This window comes from Streptomyces sp. NPDC002018 (genome assembly GCF_042890865.1).
Classification (GTDB): domain Bacteria; phylum Actinomycetota; class Actinomycetes; order Streptomycetales; family Streptomycetaceae; genus Streptomyces.
The window spans coordinates 109,267-130,762 of record NZ_JBIASO010000004.1; the positions used below are offsets into that span (position 1 = coordinate 109,267).

The window sequence follows — 21,496 nt, forward strand, 5'->3', positions numbered from 1 at the left end:
CCGGGCCGTCGCCTCAGCTCTCCCGGAGATGTCTCATCGCGAAGTCCAGCTCCAGCCGGACCTGCTTGATCCGTTCCTCCACGACCAGCGACCCGTGGCCCGCGTCATAGCGGTACACCTCGTGCACCGCGCCCCGGGCGGCCAGCCGGTCCACGTAGTTCTCCACCTGGCGGATCGGGCAGCGCGGGTCGTTCACCCCCGCCGAGATATAGACCGGCGCCCGGACCGCGTCCACATAGGTCAGCGGCGACGACGCCGCGAAACGCTCCGGAACCTCCTCCGGCGTGCCGCCCAGCAGCGTGCGGTCCATCGCCTTGAGCGCCTCCATCTCGTCGTGGTACGCCGTGACATAGTCGGCCACCGGCACCGCCGCGAGCCCCACGGCCCAGTCGTCCGGCTGGGTGCCGAGCCCGAGCAGGGTCAGATAGCCGCCCCACGAGCCGCCCGCCAGGACGAGCTTCGCCGGGTCGGCCAGACCGGAGTCCACCGCCCACCGCCGGACCGCCGCGATGTCCTCCAGCTCGATCAGCCCGATCCGGTGCTTGAGCGCGTCCGTCCACTCGCGCCCGTACCCCGTGGATCCGCGGTAGTTGACCCGTACGACCGCGAACCCGTGGTCGACCCAGGCGGCGGGTCCCGCGGCGAACGCGTCGCTGTCGTGCCATGTCGGACCGCCGTGGATCTCGAAGACCGTGGGGAACGGGCCCTGACCCGCCGGGCGCTGCACCAGCGCGTGGACCCTGCCGCCGGGGCTCTCGACCCACGCGTCCTCCACCGGCACCGAGGCGGGCGCCGCCATCCCCGGCGGATCGAGCACGACCCCGCCGGCCGTGGACCGGACCTGCGGCGGCTCCGCCGCCGACGACCAGAGATACTCCACGCTCCGGTCAGGACGGGCCGTCGCCGCCGACACCGTCCCGGGCGGGGTCTCCACCTCGATCAGCGCGCTCTTGGCGAAGTCATAGCGCCACAGCTCGCTGCGGCCCTCGAAGCTGTGCACGATCAGCAGCTCCGAACCGTCCGGATACCACTCGGCGCTGATGTCCCCGGGCAGTTCCATGGCGAGATCGGTCTCCTCGCCGGTCAGCGGATCCCAGACGACCGGCTCCCAGCGCCCCCGCCGCTGATGGCCGACGAGCAGTCTGCTGTCCCCGGCCACCGGTGCGAAGCCCAGCACCTCCAGGCCCAGCTCGCGCGTGCCGCCCTCGGTGTCGTCCAGCTCCGCCACCAGCGAGCCGTCCAGCCGCAGCACCCGCAGTGCCGAGTGCATCGCGTCCCCGTGCTCGGTGTGCTCGATCGCGAGCAGGGCGCCGTCGTGCGACAGATCCCCGACCCCGGCCGACTCCCGGTGGCGGTAGATCTCGACGGGCTCCTCCCCGGGCCGTACGACATGCAGCGTGGAGCCGTCCTCGTCGGTCGACCGCCCGACGACCGCCGTGCCGTCCCGCCCGAGCGCGAGTCCGGCCGGATAGGAGGGGCCGAGCCCCGGCGCCGCGGGCTCGTCCAGCGTGGAGGTCCCGTCGGTCCCGGCCCCGTCCGTCCCGGCCCCGTCGGTCCCGCCTCCGTCGTCCGTCCCGCCCCCGGTCGTCCCGGCCGCGTCCGTCTCCGTCACGTCCTGGACCGCGCCGTCCCGCTCACCGCCGCCCCGCGGGCTCGCGTCCCGCTGTCCGGGGGTGAACGGCTGGCGCATCCAGACCCCGAACTCGTCCCCGTCCGTGTCCGAGAACCACCAGATCCACTCGCCGTCGAGCGACAGCACCCCGTCCGTCGTCCCGTTCGGCCGGTCCGTCACCTGCCGCTGGGCGCCGGTCGCGCGATCCCAGGCGTACAGCTCATACGTCCCCGTCGCATTGGACACGAACAGCGCTCGGTCCGGCGCGTCCTCCGCCCAGTCGGGCAGCGAAACACGCGGCGCCCGGAAGCGCTTCTCCCACTCCGGCATCGAACCGGTGATCTGATTCATGACCCCATTCTGCGCCGGAACGCTGACATCCTGTCGGCGTCCCCCTCAGCCTGTGGACAACTCCCGGCCGAGGTGTGAGGTGATCTCGCGCAGGGCACGGAACTGATGAGCGATGCCCTTGTCCGGCGGTGTGACGTGGGGAGTCGCACGGACGCGGCGCACTTTGAACATACAAGTATTTTATGCGATGTGGGTACTCAATACATACAAGATAATTGAATTCCCTACTATATTACCCCGATTTAGGGGACAGGCAGGAATACACGATGGCTGCTCCACCCAGGCTCCGCGCCGATCGGTCGTGTATGTATGACGAGCTGCTCGCCGTGCACACGATCCTGCGCCGGGGCACTGCCCTCGTTTCCGAGTCGTTCGGGCGCCTCGCCGGCGGTGAACCCGTCGGTGTCAAGGTGCTGGTCAACACGGCCCGCTGGCTGATCGAGTCCATCCGCCGCCACCACGCGAGCGAGGATGTGCTGCTCTGGCCGGCGCTGCGCGACTTCGTGCCCGCCGAGGCCGCCAGGATGGACGAACTGCGCCTCGCCCATGAAGCGCTCGACGCCGAGTTGCAGGCGCTCAGCAGGACGGTCGACGCGATCGCCGCCCAGCAGGTCACCGGCGAGCCGGATGCGGCCCTGGTGGTCGTGGGCCAGGCCGCGCTGTCCGGTGTGCCGTCGGCGCAGCGGGTCCAATCCGTGCTCAACAGGCACTTCGACGACGAGGAATCCGTACTCCACGGGCTGATCCCGCAGGTGCCCGACGGCGAAGTCGTCCGGCTGCGGAAGGCGATCGTGGGCGGCGCGCCCCACACGGCTCCCCATCTCGTGTTCGGTCTGATGGAGGACCCGGAGGCGGTCCCCGGCTACGCGCCCATGGTGACCAATTTCCCCGCGCCCATGCGCTGGATGCGCCCGGTGCTGATCACGCGGTACCGCTCCTCCAAGAGGGCGCTGGGAGTTCCCGCGTAGCGGGGTTGTCGCAGGCCGGACCGTGCGGGATAGTTCTACAGCACTGTAGATATCAGTCGTGCCGGCAGTCCGTGGTTCGTGCCCCGGTGCCGACGACGACGTATCGGTTCCGTCCGATCCCGGGAGTGAGCAGATCTGATGTTCGGCTTGAGTGAACTGGCCCTGATCCTCATCGTCATCGTCGTTCTGCTCGGCGCGAAGAAGCTGCCCGAGCTGGCCCGTTCGGCGGGCAAGGCCGCGCGGATCCTCAAGAGCGAGACGAAGGCGCTGAAGGAGGAAGACGGGCAGGAGGAAGACGGCCAGGCGCGCGGCGGGCCCGGGGCGGAGCCCGACACGTCCGGCCGTCGCGTCGTGGTCGGCACCGTCGTCGAGCGGGGCGATCCGCCCAGGGAGCGGTGAGCCGTACGGGCCCCGCCTCCGGCGCTCCCCCACGCCTCGGGTCCGTCCCGTAACCCGGCGCCTAGACTGGCCGTCGGGTTCGGGTTCGGGCAATTCGGGTCGAAGGCCCCGCGGGACGGGAGAGTGATCGTGACGGCAGAAGTCGGCGGCTCCGGAGACCCTTCCGTCGAGGTGCTCGGGGAGGCGGCCGCCGCGTTCGGTCTGCTGGCGTCGTCGGCGCGGCTGCACATCGTATGGGTGCTGGCCCAGGGCGAGAGCGATGTCACCGGCCTCGCGGACCGGGTGGGCGGCACGCTTCCCGCCGTCAGCCAGCATCTGACCAAGCTGAAGCTCGCCGGGCTCGTACGCGCGCGTCGCGAGGGGCGCAGGCAGGTCTACTTCGTCGACGACCCCGGTGTGGTGACCGTGGTCCGCCTGATGGTCGGACAGCTCACCGACCGGGCGGCGCACGCTCCGGCGCGTTCAGCCCCGCTCCGTCACGCCTGACGGCGGTGCGGGCGACCGGTGGCGGGCAGCCACCTGTCGCCGCCGCCCGCCGCCCGCTGTCGGTGCCCGCTGCCCGTGACCCGCTGCTCCTTGCCCGCTGCCTCGTGCCGACCACCCGTGACCCGCCGCCTGTGACCCGCTGCCCGCTACCTGTTACTTGCTGCCCTCGCCCGCTGAACTCGGCTCCCGGCACCGCTACTTGCGCGTGGGCCGTACGTCAGGGGCTGGCCTGGTCGAATCCGTACCGCAGTGGCTGCACCTGTACGCGCGGGTCGCGCCGGTACACATACAGGGCCTCCACCTGCGCGCCGCCCGCCGGCCCGTCCACCTCGCAGGGGTACGTCACCTGCACCACGGGGGGCCGGTCGGTGACCCGCATCCGTACCCCGTCCGCGGGTCCTCCGTCGAGGACGGCTGTCTCCCATTCCGTCCCGCCGTGATCGTGATCGCCCATGCGCATACCCATGTGGACACTTTAAAGCGTGCGCAACTTTTGACCTATACGGCTTTTGGCGGGGGCGCGGTGACCGAACTCAGCGTAGTGCGCTCCCGGCCCGCCACTCCTCCCCACCGAGATTTCCAGTCCCCGTATCCGTTGCCCGCCGCCACGGACTCGCCGACGAGGCTTCCGAGGCGGTCGTCCTGCACCATCTGTGCGACCTGAGCGCGGAGCGGGTAGCCTCCGAAACCGGCGCCCCGGCCGGAACCGTCACGGCCCGTCCGGCGCGCTCGCCGCTCACCTCACCACCACGCTGCGCGAACTGGCCCAGGAACACGGGACACCGCCGTCCCCCGTCCCCGGCACCCCCGCCGTCCCCGCCCTTGTCGGCACCCCGCCGTCGAAGGCACCGTCACTGCAACGGGGAGCACCCCATGACCGATCGCGGCCGGAAGCCGTTCCTCTATGTCGTGGTCTGCGCGGCGGGCATCGCGGGCGATGTCACCACGCTGATCGCGGCGGCCCAGGAGCGGCAGTGGGACGTGGGCGTGATCGCCACTCCGCGCGGCCTGACCTTCATCGACACCGAGGAGATCACCGCCAGGACGGGCTACCCGATCCGTTCGGCGTGGCGCAGCCCCGGCGACCCGCGTCCGCTCCCGCCGCCGGACGCGATAGCGGTGGCTCCGGCCACGTTCAACACGATCAACAAGTGGGCGGCGGGCATCTCCGACACCCTGGCCGTGGGCATCCTCTGCGAGGCCTACGGCATGGGCGTCCCCACCGCCGTGCTCCCCTGCCTCAACGCGGCCCAGGCGGCCCACCCCGCGTACCGGCGGAGTCTGGACCGGCTGCGCGAGATGAACGTCCTGATAGGCACGCGCACTCCCCATCAGCCCGGCTCCCCCGATGTCGCGGCGAGCTTCGACTGGGAGGAAGCCCTGACCCTCCTCACCCCAGAACCACCCGCCCGCCCCTGACCCCGGAGGCGGGCCGGGGCCCGGACCCTGGCAACCAGTGGCGGTGGCGTGTCCGTTGCGGTGGCGGTCGGTGTCCGTGGCGGTATCGGCGGCGGGGGCGGGTTCGGCGGTGGGGTGTCGTCGGCGTTACTTTCGGGCGGTGGCGCACAACTGCCGGTCGATCAGGGCGTTCTGGGCCTTCATGGTGGCGAGGTCGGGGCCGGACCCGTCCGGGCCCCGGCGGGCGGGCGCGACGGAACGCGCCCCTCGGCGTGCCGTGTCCGGAGGGCACCGGCACGCCCGTGCGGCACCGCGCTGACCGGCCGGACACGGTCCTCGATGGTGAACCGATCTGTCGGACATCGTTAACCCGCGTTTGTGACGGGGAAGTCGAGGTGCGGTGAGGTTATGGAGCGCCCACGCGACCGGCCCTCCGCACTGCCAGTCACCTGTCGGGTTTGGCGAACTACCGGTAACGGAGTCCTGCCGGTGCCGCTCACCCCGCGGAGTAGCGGTTCCGCACGTCCCCGTCGACGGCCGCGTGCACGTCACCGGCCGAATCCAGGCTCGGCAGCACGAAGTTGACAATCATGAACTGGTGGCCGCAGTGGGGGCAGGAATGCTCGGTGCCCAGCGGTGGCAGCGGCGTCGGACGAGCGGCGTCGGTCCCGGCCGCCCCGGCCGCCTCGATCATCTCGACGGGCCCGGCCCATTCGACGGGCTCGGCCTTCTCGACCGATCCGACCGCCTCGAGCGATTCCACCGCTTCAACCGACTCAACCGCCTCGGCCGCGCCCGCCGGCTCGGCCGTGGGCGGTCCGGGGACGATCCGCGTGCTGTGTGTCCGCTCCCGGAGTGCACGGCATGCGGCGGTGCAGAAGCGTGCGTCGGGGCGGCCCCGGCGACGGGTCGTCGGGACGAACTCGGCGCCGCATGTGGCGCAGAGGCTGGTTGTGTTGCCCATGGAGCCTCCCGGGTCGGAGTGGGGGGTCGTCGCGATCCGTTGCTCAGTAGAGCGCCGAGATGGTTACCGCGCCGGAACGCCTGGCGTTACCCCGCCGTAACCCGTGCGCCCCGCTGCGGCCCGTGAGGTGCGATGTGGCCGAGACGGCGCAGGCCGGACGGCTGTTACTTCACTGAAACCCCGTCGGTGAGAGCATCGGGCGCCGGCGGTGAAAGCCAGGGCGGCGCGGATCCATGCCCGACGCGGTTTCGGTCCACTGTGGGGTCGCGCGTCCTGGATCGGCGGCCCCGCGGGAGGGACGGTAATTCCGCTTCCGGGGTCTCGGCGCGCACTGCGACGGCCGCCGCCTTTTGGTGCCGAGTTCCACCCTTGCCCGACCGAGCGGTCGGGCGGCGGTCGAATGGGTGATGAATAGCCGGAAGGTAAAGGAGAATGACTCGTTCCGGCTTCCGTACCGCCGTGCACCTGCCTGTTCAGCGAAATTGGCGGGCCGTCCAAGATAATGGATGGCGCGATGAGGCACGTCCTCTGGACTGTCCGCTGCTGTTAGAGTGAACACGCCAGGACAAAACGACTCTTGTTCGCCTGGAGACTCGTTCGAAAAGCGAGTGCTTACAGTTCGGCTCCTCGCTAGAGCGGACTCCACAGGCCCGAGAACAGAAGTGACTCGGGACCTGACTGCGGCGGAGCAGTGGTGATGCAGCCGTACAGCGCCGACGGTCAATTGTGACGAGCACCGATTGATCGATGCGTGGAAGCGGAATCGGCGTGTGCCGGCATGTGTCGCCCGAAAGTGACGCGTGAGGAAGGCGTTGACCGAGCGAACGGAGATGTAGGTGCGACGGGGGAGTACGGGTGTCAGGATCGTCGACGTCGACATTCGATCATTATCGACGGAAGGTTCACCGAGAAAAGCGGGCGAGGATCCGGACCATGTGGCGGCACTCGCGGAATTGGATGTTCCCTTGCCGCCCATCATTGTGCACCGCGACTCGATGCGGGTGATCGACGGACTGCACCGACTGCGTGCCGCCCAACTGCGCGGCGACCGCTCCATCACGGTGACCTTCTACGACGGCACCGAGGCGGACGCCTTCGTGCTCGCCGTCGAGTCGAACGTGCGGCACGGACTGCCGCTGTCACTGCGGGACCGCAAACAGGCCGCCGCGCGGATCATCACCACGCATCCGCAGTGGTCGGACCGGAAGATCGCCTCCGTGACGGGCATCGCCCCCCACACGGTCGCCGAGGTGCGCCGATCGCTGACGGTCGGCACCCCGGGGGAGAACATCGAGAGGATCGGCCGGGACGGACGGGTCCGTCCCGTCGGCATCGCCGAGGGGCGCAGACGGGCGGGTCAGCTGATCGCCGAGAACCCGGACCTGTCGCTGCGCCAGATCGCCCGGGCCGCCGGCATCTCCCCGGAGACCGCGCGGGACGTGCGCAATCGGCTCAGCCGAGGGGAGGAGCCGTTGCTCCCCCCGAGACCACGGGGCGTCCGGCCCCGGCCGCGTGAGGAGTTGCTGAAGGTCGTGCCGCAGTCGGGCTGTGGTGAGGCCCGGCCCGCCGGGGCCGCCGCCTACGCGGAAGGACTCTCGGCGGTGAACCGGCTCAAGGCGGATCCCGCTCTCCGGCTCAATGAGACGGGGCGTCAATTGCTGCGGCTGCTCAGTGTGCACATGCTCCCGCCGGACGAGTGGGAGGGAATCGTCGACACCGTCCCGCCGTACTGGAGCGGCACCGTGGCGCATCTGGCCCGCGAGTGCGCGCACATCTGGGAAGAACTCGCCGCCCGGGTGGAGAAGAACATCGCCCAGGGCAACGAATCGGCGGCTTCTCCCGCCGATTCTTCGACCTGTCCGACCGCGTGATTTCACCGGACTTCCCGACCGGCTTGTCCAACTGTGCGATATGAGCGGTTGGACGCCGGTGCCACTGATCCCTCTTGCGGCGAGCAGAAGCCTTCCGGCCGGGCGGCATTGCGTGACGCCGCCCGGCCGGAAGGCATGCCGCCGGGCCGATACGGCGTACTTTCGCGGGCCGGGCGCACGCCATTCACGCGGGGTACTTCCACGCGCGTAGCCCCCGTAATTCCTGTCCCGTGCACCTTTCTTCGGTGATCCGGTCGGCATGCCGGAAAGCCCGGCCGAAGCGCGTGGTTGGCCCGAATTCAGACAGGTATCGTCGCCTTCCGGATGGCGGGCCTGAATGTGTCCGAGGGACTCTTCGCCCATTCACGGCCGCTGCTCCGCCGAATCCCTACAGCAGGAGGTCTTCGTCGACATGCTGGTCACTCAGACCCCCGGTGGGGTGATGATGAAGGGCGGCGATGATGCGGAGCCCGCCAAGATCAGGCCGGGAACAGGGCGGCGGGTGCTCGCCTTTGTCGGACCGCATCGTGGAACCGTGCTCGCCCTCATTCTCGTGACCCTCGTCGATTCCCTCGTCATCGTCACCACTCCGCTGTTGCTGAAGGAGATCGTCGACAGCGGGATCATGAAGGACGACGCGGGGGTCGTCGTCGTCCTGGCGCTGATCGTCGCCGCGCTCGCCCTGGTCGGCTCCGTGACCCAGCTCGCGCAGAGCGCCCTGTCCGGACGTATCGGCCAGGGAGTCAGCTACGACCTGCGGGTCCGGGCGTTCCGCCATGTGCAGCGCATGCCCCTGGCCTTCTTCACCCGCACCCAGACCGGCGCCCTCTCCAGCCGGCTCAGCACCGATGTGGTCATGGCCCAGCAGGCCCTCACCACCCTGCTGCTGTCGGCCACCGGCGCCCTCACCGTGGTGCTGGTCCTCGCCGAGATGTTCTATCTCTCCTGGCTCGTCACCCTGATCGCACTTGTGCTGCTGCCGGTGTTCTTCCTTCCCTGGCTCTACGTCGGCCGCCGGCTTCAGGCGTATTCCAGGAAGCAGATGGAACTGCACGCCAACCTGAGCGGAACGATTCACGAGCGTTTCAATGTGCAAGGCGCCATGCTGGCCAAGCTGTTCGGCCGTCCGGCGGAGGAACTGGGGAAGTACCGGAGTGAAGCGGAGAAGGTGCGCGAGGTCGGCGTACGGCTGACCGTCTTCAGCCGCCTCGCGTTCATCCTCATGGCCCTGCTCACCGCGCTCACCACCGCCCTTGTGTACGGCGTCGGCGGCGGACTCGTCCTCGACGGAGTCATCGGACTCGGCACCCTGGTGGCCCTGGCCACACTGCTGGGCCGGCTGTTCGGCCCCATCACCCAGCTCTCCAGCATGCAGGCCAACGCCCTGACGGTGCTGATCAGCTTCGACCGGATCTTCGAACTGCTCGACATCAAACCGCTCATCGAGGAACGCCCGGACGCCGTCGCGCTCCCCGCGCCCAGCGGCAGCCGGGCCCCCGAGCTCCGCTTCGAGCAGGTCTCCTTCGGCTACCCCCGCCCCGAAGAGGTCTCCCTGGCCTCCCTGGAGAACCACCCGGCCGTCGGCGACGAGCGCAGCAGGACCGCGCCGGAGGTCCTGCACGGACTGGACTTCACTGTCGCCCCCGGCACACTCACCGCACTCGTCGGCCCCTCCGGCGCCGGCAAGACCACCATCACCCACCTGGTGTCCCGGCTGTACGACGTGACCTCGGGAGCCGTCCGCATCGACGGCAAGGATGTCCGCGACCTCACCTTCGACTCGTTGCGCGCCACCGTCGGCGTCGTCGCCCAGGACGCGTACCTCTTCCACGACACCATCCGCGCGAACCTCGCCTACGCACGCCCCGAGGCCACCGAGGAGGAGCTGATCGAGGCGTGCGAGCAGGCCCGCATCCGGGACCTGGTCCGCTCTCTGCCGGACGGGCTGGACACGGTCGTCGGCGACCGCGGCTTCCGGCTCTCCGGCGGCGAGAAGCAGCGACTGGCCGTCGCCCGGCTCCTGCTGAAGGCACCGGCGATCGTCGTGCTGGACGAGGCCACCGCCCATCTGGACTCCGAGTCGGAGGCTGCCGTGCAGCGCGCCCTGAAGACGGCGCTGAGCAACCGCACCTCCCTGGTGATCGCGCACCGGCTCTCCACCATCCGCGAGGCCGACCAGATTCTCGTCATCGACGACGGCCGGGTCCGCGAACGCGGCACCCACGAGGAACTCCTCGCCGCCGGCGGCCTCTACACCCACCTCCACAACACCCAGTTCAGCAAGTCCGGGACCCTGCCCCCGCCCCGCAGCAGCGGCCACCGCGAGCAGGCCCCGCCGCAGGGCCCGGAGGGCCCGAAGATCCGGACCCGCGGTGGCGGAATGCCCGGCGGCGGGATGCCCGGCGGCGGCATGGGAGGCGGTATGGGAGGCGGCGGTGTGCGCGGCCCCCGGATGCGGGGCGACGGCTCCTCCTGATCAGCGTCAGCAGCCCGAGAAAGCGGTCGTCCGTCGAAGGGGGAGACATGAACGGCACGTCGGTGGCAGCGCCCATCTCGGTGCTGGAGTTGTTCCGGGCGCGGGTGGTGGAGGCGGCGGGGGCGGTGGCTGTTGTCGAGGGTGAGCGGGAGCTTTCGTACGGGGAGTTGGATGCGGCGTCGGCCCGGGTGGCGGCGTATTTGCGGGGGCGTGGGGTCGGTCGGGGTGACCGGGTGGCTGTCCGGCTGGAGCGGTCGGCCGGTCTGATCAGCGCGCTGTTGGGGGTGTGGAAGGCGGGGGCCGCCTATGTCCCGGTGGATGGTGCTTATCCGGCGGAGCGGGTCGCGTTTGTGCTGGAGGATTCGGCGCCGGTTGTGACGATCGATGACTCTTCGGTCCTCGCCGCCGTCGGGGGTGGGCCTCCGGTGGTGGAGACGGCCGGGGATGACCTGGCGTATGTGATGTACACGTCGGGCTCGACCGGCATGCCGAAGGGTGTTGCCGTACCGCACGCGAGTGTGGCGGCGTTGGTGGGTGAGGCCGGTTGGGGGGTCGGTCCCGGTGATGTGGTGTTGTTTCATGCTCCGCATGCTTTTGACATCTCGTTGTTCGAGGTGTGGGTGCCGTTGGCGACGGGTGCGCGGGTGGTGGTCGCGGAGCCGGGTGTGGTGGTGGATGCGGCGGCTGTGCGTCGGCATGTTGCTGCTGGGGTGTCGCATGTGCATGTGACGGCGGGGTTGTTCCGGGTGCTGGCGGAGGAGGCGCCGGACTGTTTCGAGGGTGTTCGTGAGGTTCTCACCGGTGGTGACGTTGTCCCTCTGGAGGCGGTGGAGCGGGTCCGCGCGGCCTGTCCCGAGGTGCGGGTGCGGCACCTGTACGGCCCCACGGAGGCTTCCCTGTGCGCCACTTGGCACCTCATCGAGCCGGGCGATGACACCGCTCGGGTCCTGCCGATCGGCCACCCGCTCGCCGGCCGGCACGTCCATGTGCTCGACGACTCGCTCCGGCGTGTCGGCCCCGGGGTGACCGGTGAGCTGTACGTGGCTGGTGCGGGGCTGGCGCGTGGGTATCTGGGGCGGGCGGGACTGACCGCCGAGCGGTTTGTGGCGTCTCCGTTCGTGGACGGGGAGCGGATGTATCGGACCGGTGATCTGGTCCGTTGGACGGACGACGGTGAGTTGCTTTTCGGGGGACGGGCCGACGCCCAGGTGAAGATCCGCGGATTCCGGGTGGAGCTGGGTGAGGTGGAGGCGGTGTTGGCCGCTCAGCCGGGTGTCGCCCAGGCGGTCATAGTGGCCCGTGAGGATCGTCCCGGTGAGAAGCGGCTGATCGGCTACCTCGTGCCGAGCGGCCGGGACGTGGACACCGTGCTGCTGCGCGAGGACCTCGCGAAGTCGCTGCCCGACTATATGGTTCCGGCCGCCCTGGTCGTGCTGGACGCGCTGCCGTTGACCGTCAACGGCAAGGTCGACCTCAAGGCCCTGCCCGCACCGGAGTTCGCCGTCTCCGCGAGCCGGGAACCGCGCACCGCCGCCGAGAAGCTCCTGTGTGAACTCTTCGCCGACGTGCTCAACCTGGAGCGGGTCGGCGTGGAGGACAGCTTCTTCGAGCTGGGCGGCGACTCCATCATGTCGATGCAACTGGCTGCGCGGGGCACACGCCGGGGCGTCGTGTTCGGCGCGCAGGACGTGTTCGAACACGAGACGCCCGCCGCCATCGCCGCCGTGGCACAGCTCGACGTCACGCCCGACACGGCGCCGCCGCGGGACGCCCCCCTCTTCGACCTCACCGCGGAAGAGTCCGCCGAGCTGGCGGCCACGGTCCCCGGCCTTGCCGAGATCTGGCCGCTCGCCCCGCTGCAGGAAGGACTGCTCTTCCACGCCGCCTACGACGAGCAGGGCCCCGATGTCTACGAGGGCCAGTGGGTGCTGGAGTTGAGCGGACGGCTCGACGCCGCCCGGCTGCGGGCGGCCTGGCAGGGCGTGGCGGCCCGGCACGCGACCCTGCGGGCCGGCTTCCACCGGCTCGCCTCGGGGCGGTTGGTCCAGGCCGTCGTGGACGACGTACACATACCGTGGCGGGACGTCGACCTCTCCGGGCTCGGCGCGGAGGAGACCGGGGCGCGGCTCGACGAGACGGCCGCGCAGGAGCAGGCGAAACGATTCGACCCGGCCCGGCCGCCACTGCTGCGCCTCGTCCTCGTCCGGCTCTCCGAGGAGCGGCACCGGCTGATCGTCGTCACGCACCACATCCTCTTCGACGGCTGGTCCATGTCCGTCGTCCTCGACGAGGTCTCCGCGCTGTACGCGTCCGGCGGCGACGCCTCCGGTCTCGGCCCGGCGCCCTCCTTCCGGGACCATCTGGCCTGGCTCGCCCGGCAGGACAAGGAGACCGCGCGCACGGCGTGGCGGGCCGAGCTGGCCGGGGTGGACGAGCCGACCCTCGTCGATCCGCTGGAACGGGCGAGGGACTCGGCCGACGCCGGCCGTCTGAGCCGCGAGTTCTCCGAGGAGTTCACCGACCGGCTGGTCGCCTTCGCGCGGGGCGGCGGGCTGACGGTCAACACCCTGCTGCAAGGGGCCTGGGCGCTGGTGCTCTCGCGGCTCACGGGCCGTACCGACATCGTGTTCGGCGCCCCGGTCGCGGCCCGTCCCACCGAATTGCCGGGCGTCGAGGGAATGGTCGGGGTGTTCATGAACACCGTGCCCGTCCGGGTGCCGCTCGACGGCGGGCAGTCGGTGGGGGAGATGCTGACCGGTTTGCAGGGCCGCCAGTCCGCGCTGATCGGCTTCCACCACCTGGGACTGTCCGAACTGCAGAAGCTCACCGGGTCCCGCTCGGCCTTCGACTCGGTCCTCGTCTTCGAGAACTACCCTCGCGCGGTCGGCTCCGCCGATTCCCCCGACGCCCCGCGGACGGACCACGTCTCCACCGTGGAGGGCACCCACTACCCGCTGACGCTGGGCGTCGTCCTCGGCGACCGCCTCCGGATCCGCCTCGCCCACCGTCTCGCCCGGTTCTCCGACCCGGACGCCGAGGGCCTGGCGCACGCCCTGACGCGGGTGCTGGAGCAGATGATCGAGGACCCGTCGGTGCCGGTGGGACGGCTGGACGTGCCCGGCGTCACCGCCGACCCCGCCCTGCCGCCCGAGGCACCCGGACCGCACCCGGTCGGCTCCCCGCTCCCGCCCCGCCGCTTCACCGACCAGGCCGCCCGTACTCCCGCGGCCACCGCCCTCGTCGCCGCCGACCGCGAGCTGACGTACGGCGAACTCGCCCGGGACGCCGAGCGCCTGGCGCGCCACCTGTGCGCGCACGGCGTCGGCCCCGACACCCGCGTGGCCGTCCTGGCGCCCCGCTCGGTGGACCTGATCACCGCGCTGCTCGGCATCGCCCTCGCGGGCGGCGCGTACGTCCCCGTCGACCCCGGCCACCCCGCGGACCGCATCGCCTTCGTGCTCGCCGACGCCGCGCCCGGGGCGGTGCTGTGCACGACCGCGACCCGGCCGATGGTGCCGGGCGGGTTCACGGGACCGGTGGTGACCCTGGACGGACCACCACCGGCGGACGACCCCGGCGGGCGGGCCCGTGTGGCGCCCGACGCCGACCACACCGCCTACGTCATCCACACCTCCGGTTCCACCGGCACCCCCAAGGGCGCCGCCGTCACCTGGGGCGGGCTGCGAAATCTGGTCGCCGACCGGATCGAGCGGTACGCGCTCGGCACGGACACGCGTCTTGTGCAGTTGGTCTCGCCGAGCTTCGACGTGTCGATGGCGGACATCTGGCCGACGCTGTGCGCGGGTGGCCGGCTGGTGCTGGCCCCGCCGGGCGGGCACACCACCGGCGACGAGCTGGGCGACCTGCTGGCCGCTCACCGCATCACCCACGCCGTGATGCCCGCCGTCCAGCTCACCCATCTCCCGGACCGTCCACTGCCCGCGCTGCGCGTGCTGGTGAGCGGCGGCGACGCCCTCCCGGCGGACACCCGCCGGCGCTGGGCGGCCCGCTGCGACCTCCACAACGAGTACGGCGTCACCGAGGCGACCGTCGTCTCCACCGTCACCGCCCCCCTGGACGACACGGGCCCGCTGACGATCGGCGGCCCGATCGCACGCGTCGGCGTGCATGTCCTGGACGACTTCCTGCGTCCCGTGCCGCCGGGCGTGCCGGGTGAGCTGTATGTGACCGGCAGCGGGCTGGCCCGCGGCTATCTCGCCCGGCCGGCGCTCACCGCCCACCGGTTCGTCGCCGAGCCGCGCACCCACGGCGGGCGGATGTACCGCACCGGTGACCTGGTCCGCCGTACCCACGACGGCGAACTGGAGTTCGTCGGACGGGCCGACGAGCAGGTCAAGCTGCGCGGGCACCGGATCGAGCTGGGCGAGGTGGAGGCCGCGCTCGCCGGCCACCCGGACGTCGGGCAGGCGGTCGCCGCGATTCACGACACCCGGCTGATCGGCTACGCCGTGCCCGCGTACGGTCGCGCGCCGGATCCCTCGGCCGTACGCGCCCACGCCTCCCGCACGCTGCCCGACTACATGGTCCCCGCGGCCGTCGTGGTCCTCGACGAGCTGCCCCTGACCCCGAACGGCAAGCTGGACCGCGAGTCCCTGCCCGCGCCCGACTTCGCCGCCGGAGCCGTCGGCCGGGCGCCGCGCACCCCCGCCGAGGAAGTTCTGTGCACCGCCGTCGCCGAGATGTTCGGGCTCGACCGGGTCGGCGCCGACGACAGCTTCTTCGCGCTCGGCGGCGACTCCATCACCTCGCTGCAACTGGTCACCCGGGCCCGGCAGGCCGGACTCGTCGTCACGCCCCGGCAGATCTTCGACGAGAAGACCCCCGAGCGGCTCGCGGCCGTCGCCCGGCCCGTCGCCACCGGGGGCCGGGGAGCCGGCACCGACGACGGTGCGGGCGAGGTGCCCTGGACGCCCGCCGCGCGCTTCCTCGGCGAGCGGGTCGCGGGCGGCGCCTTCGCGCAGTGGACGATCCTCACGGCGCCGCCCGGACTCGGTCAGGACGCCCTCGCCACCGCGCTCTCCGCCCTCGTCGGCACTCACGCGATGCTCCGCGCCCGGGTGACCGACGACGGCGCCGGGCCGCGTCCGGTCGTCGGCGCCCGGGACACCGTGGACACCGCTGGTCTCCTGGTCCGGGTGGACGCGACCGGGACCGCGACCCGGGCAGAACTCGCCGACGTCACCGAACAGGCCGCCCGCGAGGCCGTGGACCGGCTCGACCCGGCGGCCGGGGCGATGGTGCGGGCCGTCTGGCTGGACGCGGGACCCGAGCGGGCGGGGCGGCTGGTTCTCGCCGTGCACCATCTCGCCGTCGACGGTGTGTCGTGGCGGATCCTGGTGCCGGACCTGAGGGAGGCGTACGAGGCCGCGGTCGCCGGACACACCCCGCGCCCCGCCCCGGTCGCCACCTCGTACCGGCGCTGGGCACGGGGGCTGGCGGTGGAGGCGCACCGCGACCACCGGGTCGCCGAACTGCCCGCCTGGGCCGCGGTGCTGCGGGACGCCACCCCGCTGCCCGGCGTGCCGCCGCTCGACCCGGCCCGGGACACCGCGGCGACCGTACGCCACGATTCCTGGACCCTGCGCGACAACGACACCGCCGTCCTCGTCGGCCGGACGGCCGCCCAGTTCCACTGCGGCGTCCACGACATCCTGCTCGCCACGCTGGCGGGCGCCGTCGCCCACTGGCGGCAGGACCCGTATCCGCCGGTTCTGGTGAACGTCGAGGGCCATGGCCGCACACAGCTGGACGGCGCCGATCTGTCCCGCACCGTCGGCTGGTTCACCAGCGCCCACCCGGTACGGCTCGACGTGAGCGGCGTGGACCTCCACGCGGCGATGGCCGGCGGGGCGGCGGCGGGGCGGCTGCTGAAGACCGTCAAGGAGCAGATCCGGGCCGTGCCCGGCGACGGACTGGGCTACGGCCTGCTGCGGTACCTCAACGACGGGACCGCACCCGCCCTCGCCGACCTGCCCGTACCCCAGATCGGCTTCAACTACCTGGGCCGGTTCGACGCCCGCGCGGACGGCTTCGGAGAAGCCGCGCATTCCGTGCCGTGGGAGCCGGCCACCCCGCGGGCCCTGTACAGCTCGGACGACCCGCGCATGCCCGCACCCCACGCCCTGGAGGCGGGCGCCGTCGTCCGGGACACCCGCCACGGCCCCGAACTGACCCTCACCCTCGGCCGCCCGGCCCGGGTGCTGGCCGACGAGACCGTGCACACCCTCGGCCGGGTCTGGCTGGCGCTGCTGCGCGGCCTGGCGGCCCACTCGGACCACCCGGCGGTCGGCGGCCACACCCCGTCCGACTTCCCCCTGCTGGACCTGGACCAGGACGAGGTCGAGCAACTCGAAGCGATCGCAGCGGACCTCGAAGGAGGGCTCTTCCGGTGACGTCCACCACCCCGGTCCACGGCTCGGCGCTCGCCGAGGTCTGGCCCCTGTCCCCGTTGCAGGAAGGTCTGCTCTTCCACGCCGAGTACGGCGGGCAGGGACCCGACCTCTACACCCTCCAGCGCACCGACCTGCTGGAAGGGCCCATCGACGCCGGGCGGCTGCGCGCCTCCTGGCGGGCCCTGCTGGACCGGCACCCCGCCCTGCGGGCCAGCTTCCACCGCCGCAAGTCGGGCCGGACCGTGCAGCTGATCCCCCGCGAGGTCGCCCTGCTCTGGCGCGAGGTCGATCTGTCGGACACGGACCTGACCGAGGAGGAGACGCTCGCCGAGGTGCGGCGGCTGGCCGCCGAGGAACGGGCGCGGCGGTTCGACCTCGCCAAGGCGCCCCTGCTGCGGCTGCTGCTGGTCCGGCGGACACCCGGGCGGCACTGGACCGTGATGACCTCCCACCACATCCTGCTGGACGGCTGGTCGATGCCGGTCATGCTCACCGAACTCGCCGCCGTCTACGCGGCCGGCGGCGATGCCTCCGGACTCGGCCCGGCACCCACCTTCCGCGACCACCTGGCATGGCTGTCCCGGCAGGACAAGGACGCCGCGCGCGCCGCCTGGCGGGCCGAGCTGGCGGACGTCGACGGCCCCACCCTCGTCGCCCCCGCCGATCCGGAGCGCGCGCCCGTGCTGCCCGAGAAGCAGGAGCTGACCCTCTCCGGCGAACTCTCCGACGCCCTGGCCGGCCTGGCCCGCGGGCACGGTCTGACCGTCAACACCGTGATGCAGGGCGCCTGGGCGATGCTCCTGGCCCGGCTGACCGGCCGCACGGACGTCGTCTTCGGCGCGACCGTCGCCGGCCGCCCCGCCGAACTCCCCGGCGTCGAGTCGATGGTGGGCCTGTTCATCAACAGCGTGCCGGTACGGGTCCGCCTGGACGCCGACCGGCCCGTGCTGCGGCTGCTGACCGAGCTTCAGGCCCGCCGGTCCGCGCTCCTGCCCCACCAGCACCTCAGCCTGCCCGAGATCCAGCGGGTGGGCGGACCGGGCGCGGTGTTCGACACCATGCTGATGTTCGAGAACTACCCCCGGCCGCCCGAGGAGGCGTCGGCGCCCGGAGCGCTCGCCTTCACACACATCGAGGGCCACCAGGCCACCCACTACGCGCTGACCCTCGGCGTGATGCCGGGCACCCCCATGAAGGTCCATGTGACCTACCGGCCCGACGCGGTCGACACCGACGTGGCCCGGGACCTGCTGGGCCGCCTGGAGTGGGTGCTGGAGCAGCTGGTCGCCGATCCGTCTGTGCCGGTGGGCCGGGTCGGCCTGGTGGGCCCGCTGGAGCGCGGGTTGGTGGTGGAGGGCTGGAATGCCACCGCCGGTGACGCTCCGTCGGCCTCTTCGGTGCTGGAGTTGTTCCGGGCGCGGGTGGTGGAGGCGGCGGGGGCGGTGGCTGTTGTCGAGGGTGAGCGGGTGGTGTCGTACGGGGAGTTGGATGCGGCGTCGGCCCGGGTGGCGGCGTATTTGCGGGGGCGTGGGGTCGGTCGGGGTGACCGGGTGGCTGTCCGGCTGGAGCGGTCGGCCGGTCTGATCGCGGCGTTGTTGGGGGTGTGGAAGGCGGGGGCCGCCTACGTCCCGGTGGACAGCGCCTACCCGGCGGAGCGGGTCGCGTTCGTGGTGCGGGACTCCGCGCCCGTCGTGACGATCGACGACCCTTCGGTCCTCGCCGCCGTCGGGGGTGAGCCTCCGGTGGTGGAGACGGCCGGGGATGACCTGGCGTATGTGATGTACACCTCGGGCTCGACCGGCATGCCCAAGGGTGTTGCCGTACCGCACGCGAGCGCGGCCGCCCTGGTCTCCGAGGCCGGTTGGGGCGTTGGTCCCGGTGATGTGGTGTTGTTTCACGCTCCGCATGCTTTTGACATCTCGTTGTTCGAGGTGTGGGTGCCGTTGGTGAGCGGTGCGCGGGTGGTGGTCGCGGAGCCGGGTGTGGTGGTGGATGCGGCGGCTGTGCGTCGGCATGTTGCTGCCGGGGTGTCGCATGTGCATGTGACGGCGGGGTTGTTCCGGGTGCTGGCGGAGGAGGCGCCGGACTGCTTCGAGGGTGTTCGTGAGGTCCTCACCGGTGGTGATGTTGTGCCGCTGGAGGCGGTGGAGCGGGTCCGAGCGGCCTGCCCCGAGGTGCGGGTGCGGCATCTGTACGGCCCCACGGAGGTGTCCCTGTGCGCGACCTGGCATCTGTTCGAGCCCGGCGAGGAGCAGGGCGACGTGCTGCCGCTGGGCCGGCCGCTCAACAACCGACAGGTGTACGTCCTCGATCCGTTCCTTCAGCCGGTGCCGCCCGGGGTGACGGGTGAGTTGTATGTCGCTGGTGCGGGGCTGGCGCGTGGGTATCTGGGGCGGGCGGGGCTGTCGGCGGAGCGGTTCGTGGCGTCTCCGTTCGCGGACGGCGAGCGGATGTACCGGACCGGCGACCTGGTGCGCTGGACCACCGGCGTCGAGCTGGTCTTCGTCGGCCGGGCCGACGCCCAGGTGAAGATCCGCGGCTTCCGGGTGGAACTGGGTGAGGTGGAGGCGGTGTTGGCCGCTCAGCCGGGTGTCGCCCAGGCGGTCGTCGTGGCCCGTGAGGAGCGGCCCGGTGAGAAGCGGCTGATCGGCTACCTCGTGCCGAGCGGCGAGGAACTGGACACCGGGGCCGTCCGCGATCAGGTGGCCGGCTCGCTGCCCGAGTACATGGTCCCGGCCGCCCTGGTCGTGCTGGACGCGCTGCCGCTGACCGTCAACGGCAAGGTCGACCACAAGGCACTGCCCGCACCGGAGTTCGCCGCCTCCGCGAGCCGGGAACCGCGCACCGCCGCCGAGAAGCTGATGTGTGAACTCTTCGCCGAGGTGCTGGGCCTGAAGCGGGTCGGTGTGGAGGACAGCTTCTTCGAGCTGGGCGGCGACTCCATCATGTCGATGCAACTGGCTGCGCGGGGCACACGCCGGGGCGTCGTGTTCGGCGCGCAGGACGTGTTCGAACACGAGACGCCCGCCGCCATCGCCGCCGTGGCACGGCTGGAGACGGGCGATGAGACGGCTCCGGGCGTCGACACGGGACCCGTGGCGCCGACGCCCGCTCTCGCGGCCTCCGGCGCCGCCGCCAGCCATCCCGGATTCGCCCAGTGGATGGTGGTCGCCGCCCCGCCGGCGCTGGACGTGGAGACGCTTGCCGCCGGGCTGGGCGTCCTGTTCGACACGCACGACATGCTGCGGGCCCGGGCGGTGGACGGGCCGGGGCTCGTGGTGGGGGAGCGCGGCGGTCCCGACCCGGCCACGCTGATCTCCGTACTGCGGGTGACCGAACCCGGCGAGCTGGACGGGGCCGCCGAGCGGGCCGCCCGGTCGGCTGTGGGGCGGCTCGATCCGGCGGCCGGAGCGATGGTGCGGCTGGTCTGGGTGGACGCAGGTCCGGACCGGGTGGGGCGGCTGGTCCTCGTCGCCCACCATCTGGTCGTCGACGGGGTGTCGTGGCGGATCCTGCTGCCGGATCTGCGGGCCGCGTGCGAGGCGGCCGCCGAGGGCCGGGCGGCGGAACCGGGCGCGGTGGGCACGTCGTTCCGGCGCTGGGCCGCGCTGCTGGAGTCGCAGGCCCGGCACGCGGAACGGGCCGCCGAGCTGGACGGCTGGCGGACGGTGCTCGGCGCGGGCGACGCGCCGATCGGCGCGCGGGCGCTCGACCCGACCCGGGACACCGCCGCCACCCTCGAACGCCATGTCTGGACCGTGCCCGCACCGCACGCACAGGTGATCGTCGGGCGCACCCCCGGGGTCTTCCACTGCGGTGTCCACGAAGTGCTCCTCGCCACGCTCGCCGCGGCCGTCGTAGAGTGGCGTCTCGGTACGGACCATGACGTTCTGGTGGATATCGAAGGCCACGGCCGTCAGGCGGTGTCCGGCGTGGATCTGTCGCGTACGGTCGGCTGGTTCACCAGCGTCCACCCGGTGCGGCTGGATCTGGCGGACATCGATGTGGAGGACGCGCTGGCCGGGGGGCCGGCGGCGGGGGCGTTGCTGAAGGCGGTGAAGGAGCAGGCGCGGGCGGTGCCCGGGGACGGGCTCGGATACGGACTGCTGCGCCATCTCAACCCCGGGACGGCACCGGTGCTGGCCCGGCTCCCCGCCCCTCAGGTGGGTTTCAACTATCTCGGCCGCTTTCCCGCCCCCGCGCCGGAACCGGCCCCCTGGCAGCCCGCCGGCCCGTCCGCACTCGGCGGCTCGAACAACCCGGACATGCCCGTCAAGCACGCCCTCGACGCCGGAGCGGTGATCCGCGACAGCGCCGAAGGCCCCGAACTCACCCTCCTGCTGAGCCACCCCTCAGGCCCGCTCGACGCCGCCTCGGTCGAACAGCTCGGCCGGCTCTGGCTGCGGCTGCTGGACGGCCTGGCCGCGCACACCGCTGACCCGTCGGCCGGCGGCCACACCGCCTCCGATTTCTCCCTCCTCGACCTCGACCAGGACGAAGTCGACGAGCTCGAAGCCGAGTTCGCCGACGAGCACCCGTAGTCACCCGCCCCGACACC

General features: G+C 71.9%; 11 protein-coding genes. 8 read left to right on the forward strand and 3 right to left on the reverse strand.

The window, feature by feature from the left end:
* Positions 1 to 13: 13 nt before the first annotated feature.
* Positions 14 to 1,963: a prolyl oligopeptidase family serine peptidase gene (locus tag ACFYYH_RS08180; RefSeq protein WP_388547522.1), complete on the reverse strand. Its 1,950-nt coding sequence runs from the start codon at positions 1,961 to 1,963 to the stop codon at positions 14 to 16.
* A gap of 305 nt (positions 1,964 to 2,268) precedes the next feature.
* On the opposite strand from ACFYYH_RS08180, the gene ACFYYH_RS08185 reads away from it, so the two are divergent.
* The 3 genes from ACFYYH_RS08185 (at position 2,269) to ACFYYH_RS08195 (ending at position 3,816) form a co-directional block, all read left to right on the forward strand.
* Positions 2,269 to 2,931 (forward strand): hemerythrin domain-containing protein, encoded by a 663-nt coding sequence (locus tag ACFYYH_RS08185; RefSeq protein WP_388547524.1) that lies wholly within the window; start codon positions 2,269 to 2,271, stop codon positions 2,929 to 2,931.
* A gap of 138 nt (positions 2,932 to 3,069) precedes the next feature.
* Positions 3,070 to 3,330 (forward strand): twin-arginine translocase TatA/TatE family subunit, encoded by a 261-nt coding sequence (locus ACFYYH_RS08190; protein WP_388547526.1) that lies wholly within the window; start codon positions 3,070 to 3,072, stop codon positions 3,328 to 3,330.
* 129 nt (positions 3,331 to 3,459) lie between these two features.
* The gene (locus ACFYYH_RS08195) at positions 3,460 to 3,816 is read left to right on the forward strand and encodes an ArsR/SmtB family transcription factor (protein WP_388547528.1); all 357 of its coding nucleotides are present in this window, start codon (positions 3,460 to 3,462) and stop codon (positions 3,814 to 3,816) included.
* A 217-nt stretch (positions 3,817 to 4,033) separates the two neighbouring features.
* Here ACFYYH_RS08195 and ACFYYH_RS08200 read toward each other — a convergent pair whose 3' ends face one another.
* Positions 4,034 to 4,282 (reverse strand): hypothetical protein, encoded by a 249-nt coding sequence (locus ACFYYH_RS08200; protein ID WP_388547530.1) that lies wholly within the window; start codon positions 4,280 to 4,282, stop codon positions 4,034 to 4,036.
* 407 nt (positions 4,283 to 4,689) lie between these two features.
* Here ACFYYH_RS08200 and ACFYYH_RS08205 point away from each other — a divergent pair, with 407 nt between their 5' ends.
* Positions 4,690 to 5,235 (forward strand): flavoprotein, encoded by a 546-nt coding sequence (locus ACFYYH_RS08205; protein ID WP_388547531.1) that lies wholly within the window; start codon positions 4,690 to 4,692, stop codon positions 5,233 to 5,235.
* A 475-nt stretch (positions 5,236 to 5,710) separates the two neighbouring features.
* Here ACFYYH_RS08205 and ACFYYH_RS08210 read toward each other — a convergent pair whose 3' ends face one another.
* Entirely contained in the window at positions 5,711 to 6,178 is a 468-nt protein-coding gene (locus ACFYYH_RS08210) for a hypothetical protein (protein ID WP_388547532.1), read from the reverse strand.
* A gap of 965 nt (positions 6,179 to 7,143) precedes the next feature.
* On the opposite strand from ACFYYH_RS08210, the gene ACFYYH_RS08215 reads away from it, so the two are divergent.
* From ACFYYH_RS08215 to ACFYYH_RS08230, 4 genes are all read left to right on the forward strand, one after another.
* Positions 7,144 to 8,049 carry a ParB N-terminal domain-containing protein gene (locus tag ACFYYH_RS08215; RefSeq protein WP_388547533.1) on the forward strand — a complete coding sequence of 302 codons (906 nt, stop codon included), beginning with the start codon at positions 7,144 to 7,146 and terminating at the stop codon, positions 8,047 to 8,049.
* A 412-nt stretch (positions 8,050 to 8,461) separates the two neighbouring features.
* Positions 8,462 to 10,525, forward strand: a complete 2,064-nt coding sequence (locus ACFYYH_RS08220; protein WP_388547535.1) for an ABC transporter ATP-binding protein — start codon at positions 8,462 to 8,464, stop codon at positions 10,523 to 10,525.
* Between the two features lie 47 nt (positions 10,526 to 10,572).
* The gene (locus ACFYYH_RS08225; protein ID WP_388547537.1) at positions 10,573 to 16,938 is read left to right on the forward strand and encodes an amino acid adenylation domain-containing protein; all 6,366 of its coding nucleotides are present in this window, start codon (positions 10,573 to 10,575) and stop codon (positions 16,936 to 16,938) included.
* A complete protein-coding gene (locus tag ACFYYH_RS08230; RefSeq protein WP_388547539.1) occupies positions 16,935 to 21,479 on the forward strand; it encodes an amino acid adenylation domain-containing protein in 4,545 nt (1,514 codons plus the stop codon). Before ACFYYH_RS08225 ends, ACFYYH_RS08230 begins: the two co-directional genes overlap by 4 nt.
* Positions 21,480 to 21,496: the final 17 nt, after the last annotated feature.

What these genes read in the sequence shown, in the direction of transcription:
- ACFYYH_RS08180 (WP_388547522.1), bottom strand. Translation starts at nt 1,963, where the DNA reads ATGAATCAGATCACCGGTTCGATGCCGGAGTGGGAGAAGCGCTTCCGG.
- ACFYYH_RS08185 (WP_388547524.1), top strand. Translation starts at nt 2,269, where the DNA reads ATGTATGACGAGCTGCTCGCCGTGCACACGATCCTGCGCCGGGGCACT.
- ACFYYH_RS08190 (WP_388547526.1), top strand. Translation starts at nt 3,070, where the DNA reads ATGTTCGGCTTGAGTGAACTGGCCCTGATCCTCATCGTCATCGTCGTT.
- ACFYYH_RS08200 (WP_388547530.1), bottom strand. Translation starts at nt 4,282, where the DNA reads ATGGGTATGCGCATGGGCGATCACGATCACGGCGGGACGGAATGGGAG.
- ACFYYH_RS08205 (WP_388547531.1), top strand. Translation starts at nt 4,690, where the DNA reads ATGACCGATCGCGGCCGGAAGCCGTTCCTCTATGTCGTGGTCTGCGCG.
- ACFYYH_RS08210 (WP_388547532.1), bottom strand. Translation starts at nt 6,178, where the DNA reads ATGGGCAACACAACCAGCCTCTGCGCCACATGCGGCGCCGAGTTCGTC.
- ACFYYH_RS08220 (WP_388547535.1), top strand. Translation starts at nt 8,462, where the DNA reads ATGCTGGTCACTCAGACCCCCGGTGGGGTGATGATGAAGGGCGGCGAT.
- ACFYYH_RS08225 (WP_388547537.1), top strand. Translation starts at nt 10,573, where the DNA reads ATGAACGGCACGTCGGTGGCAGCGCCCATCTCGGTGCTGGAGTTGTTC.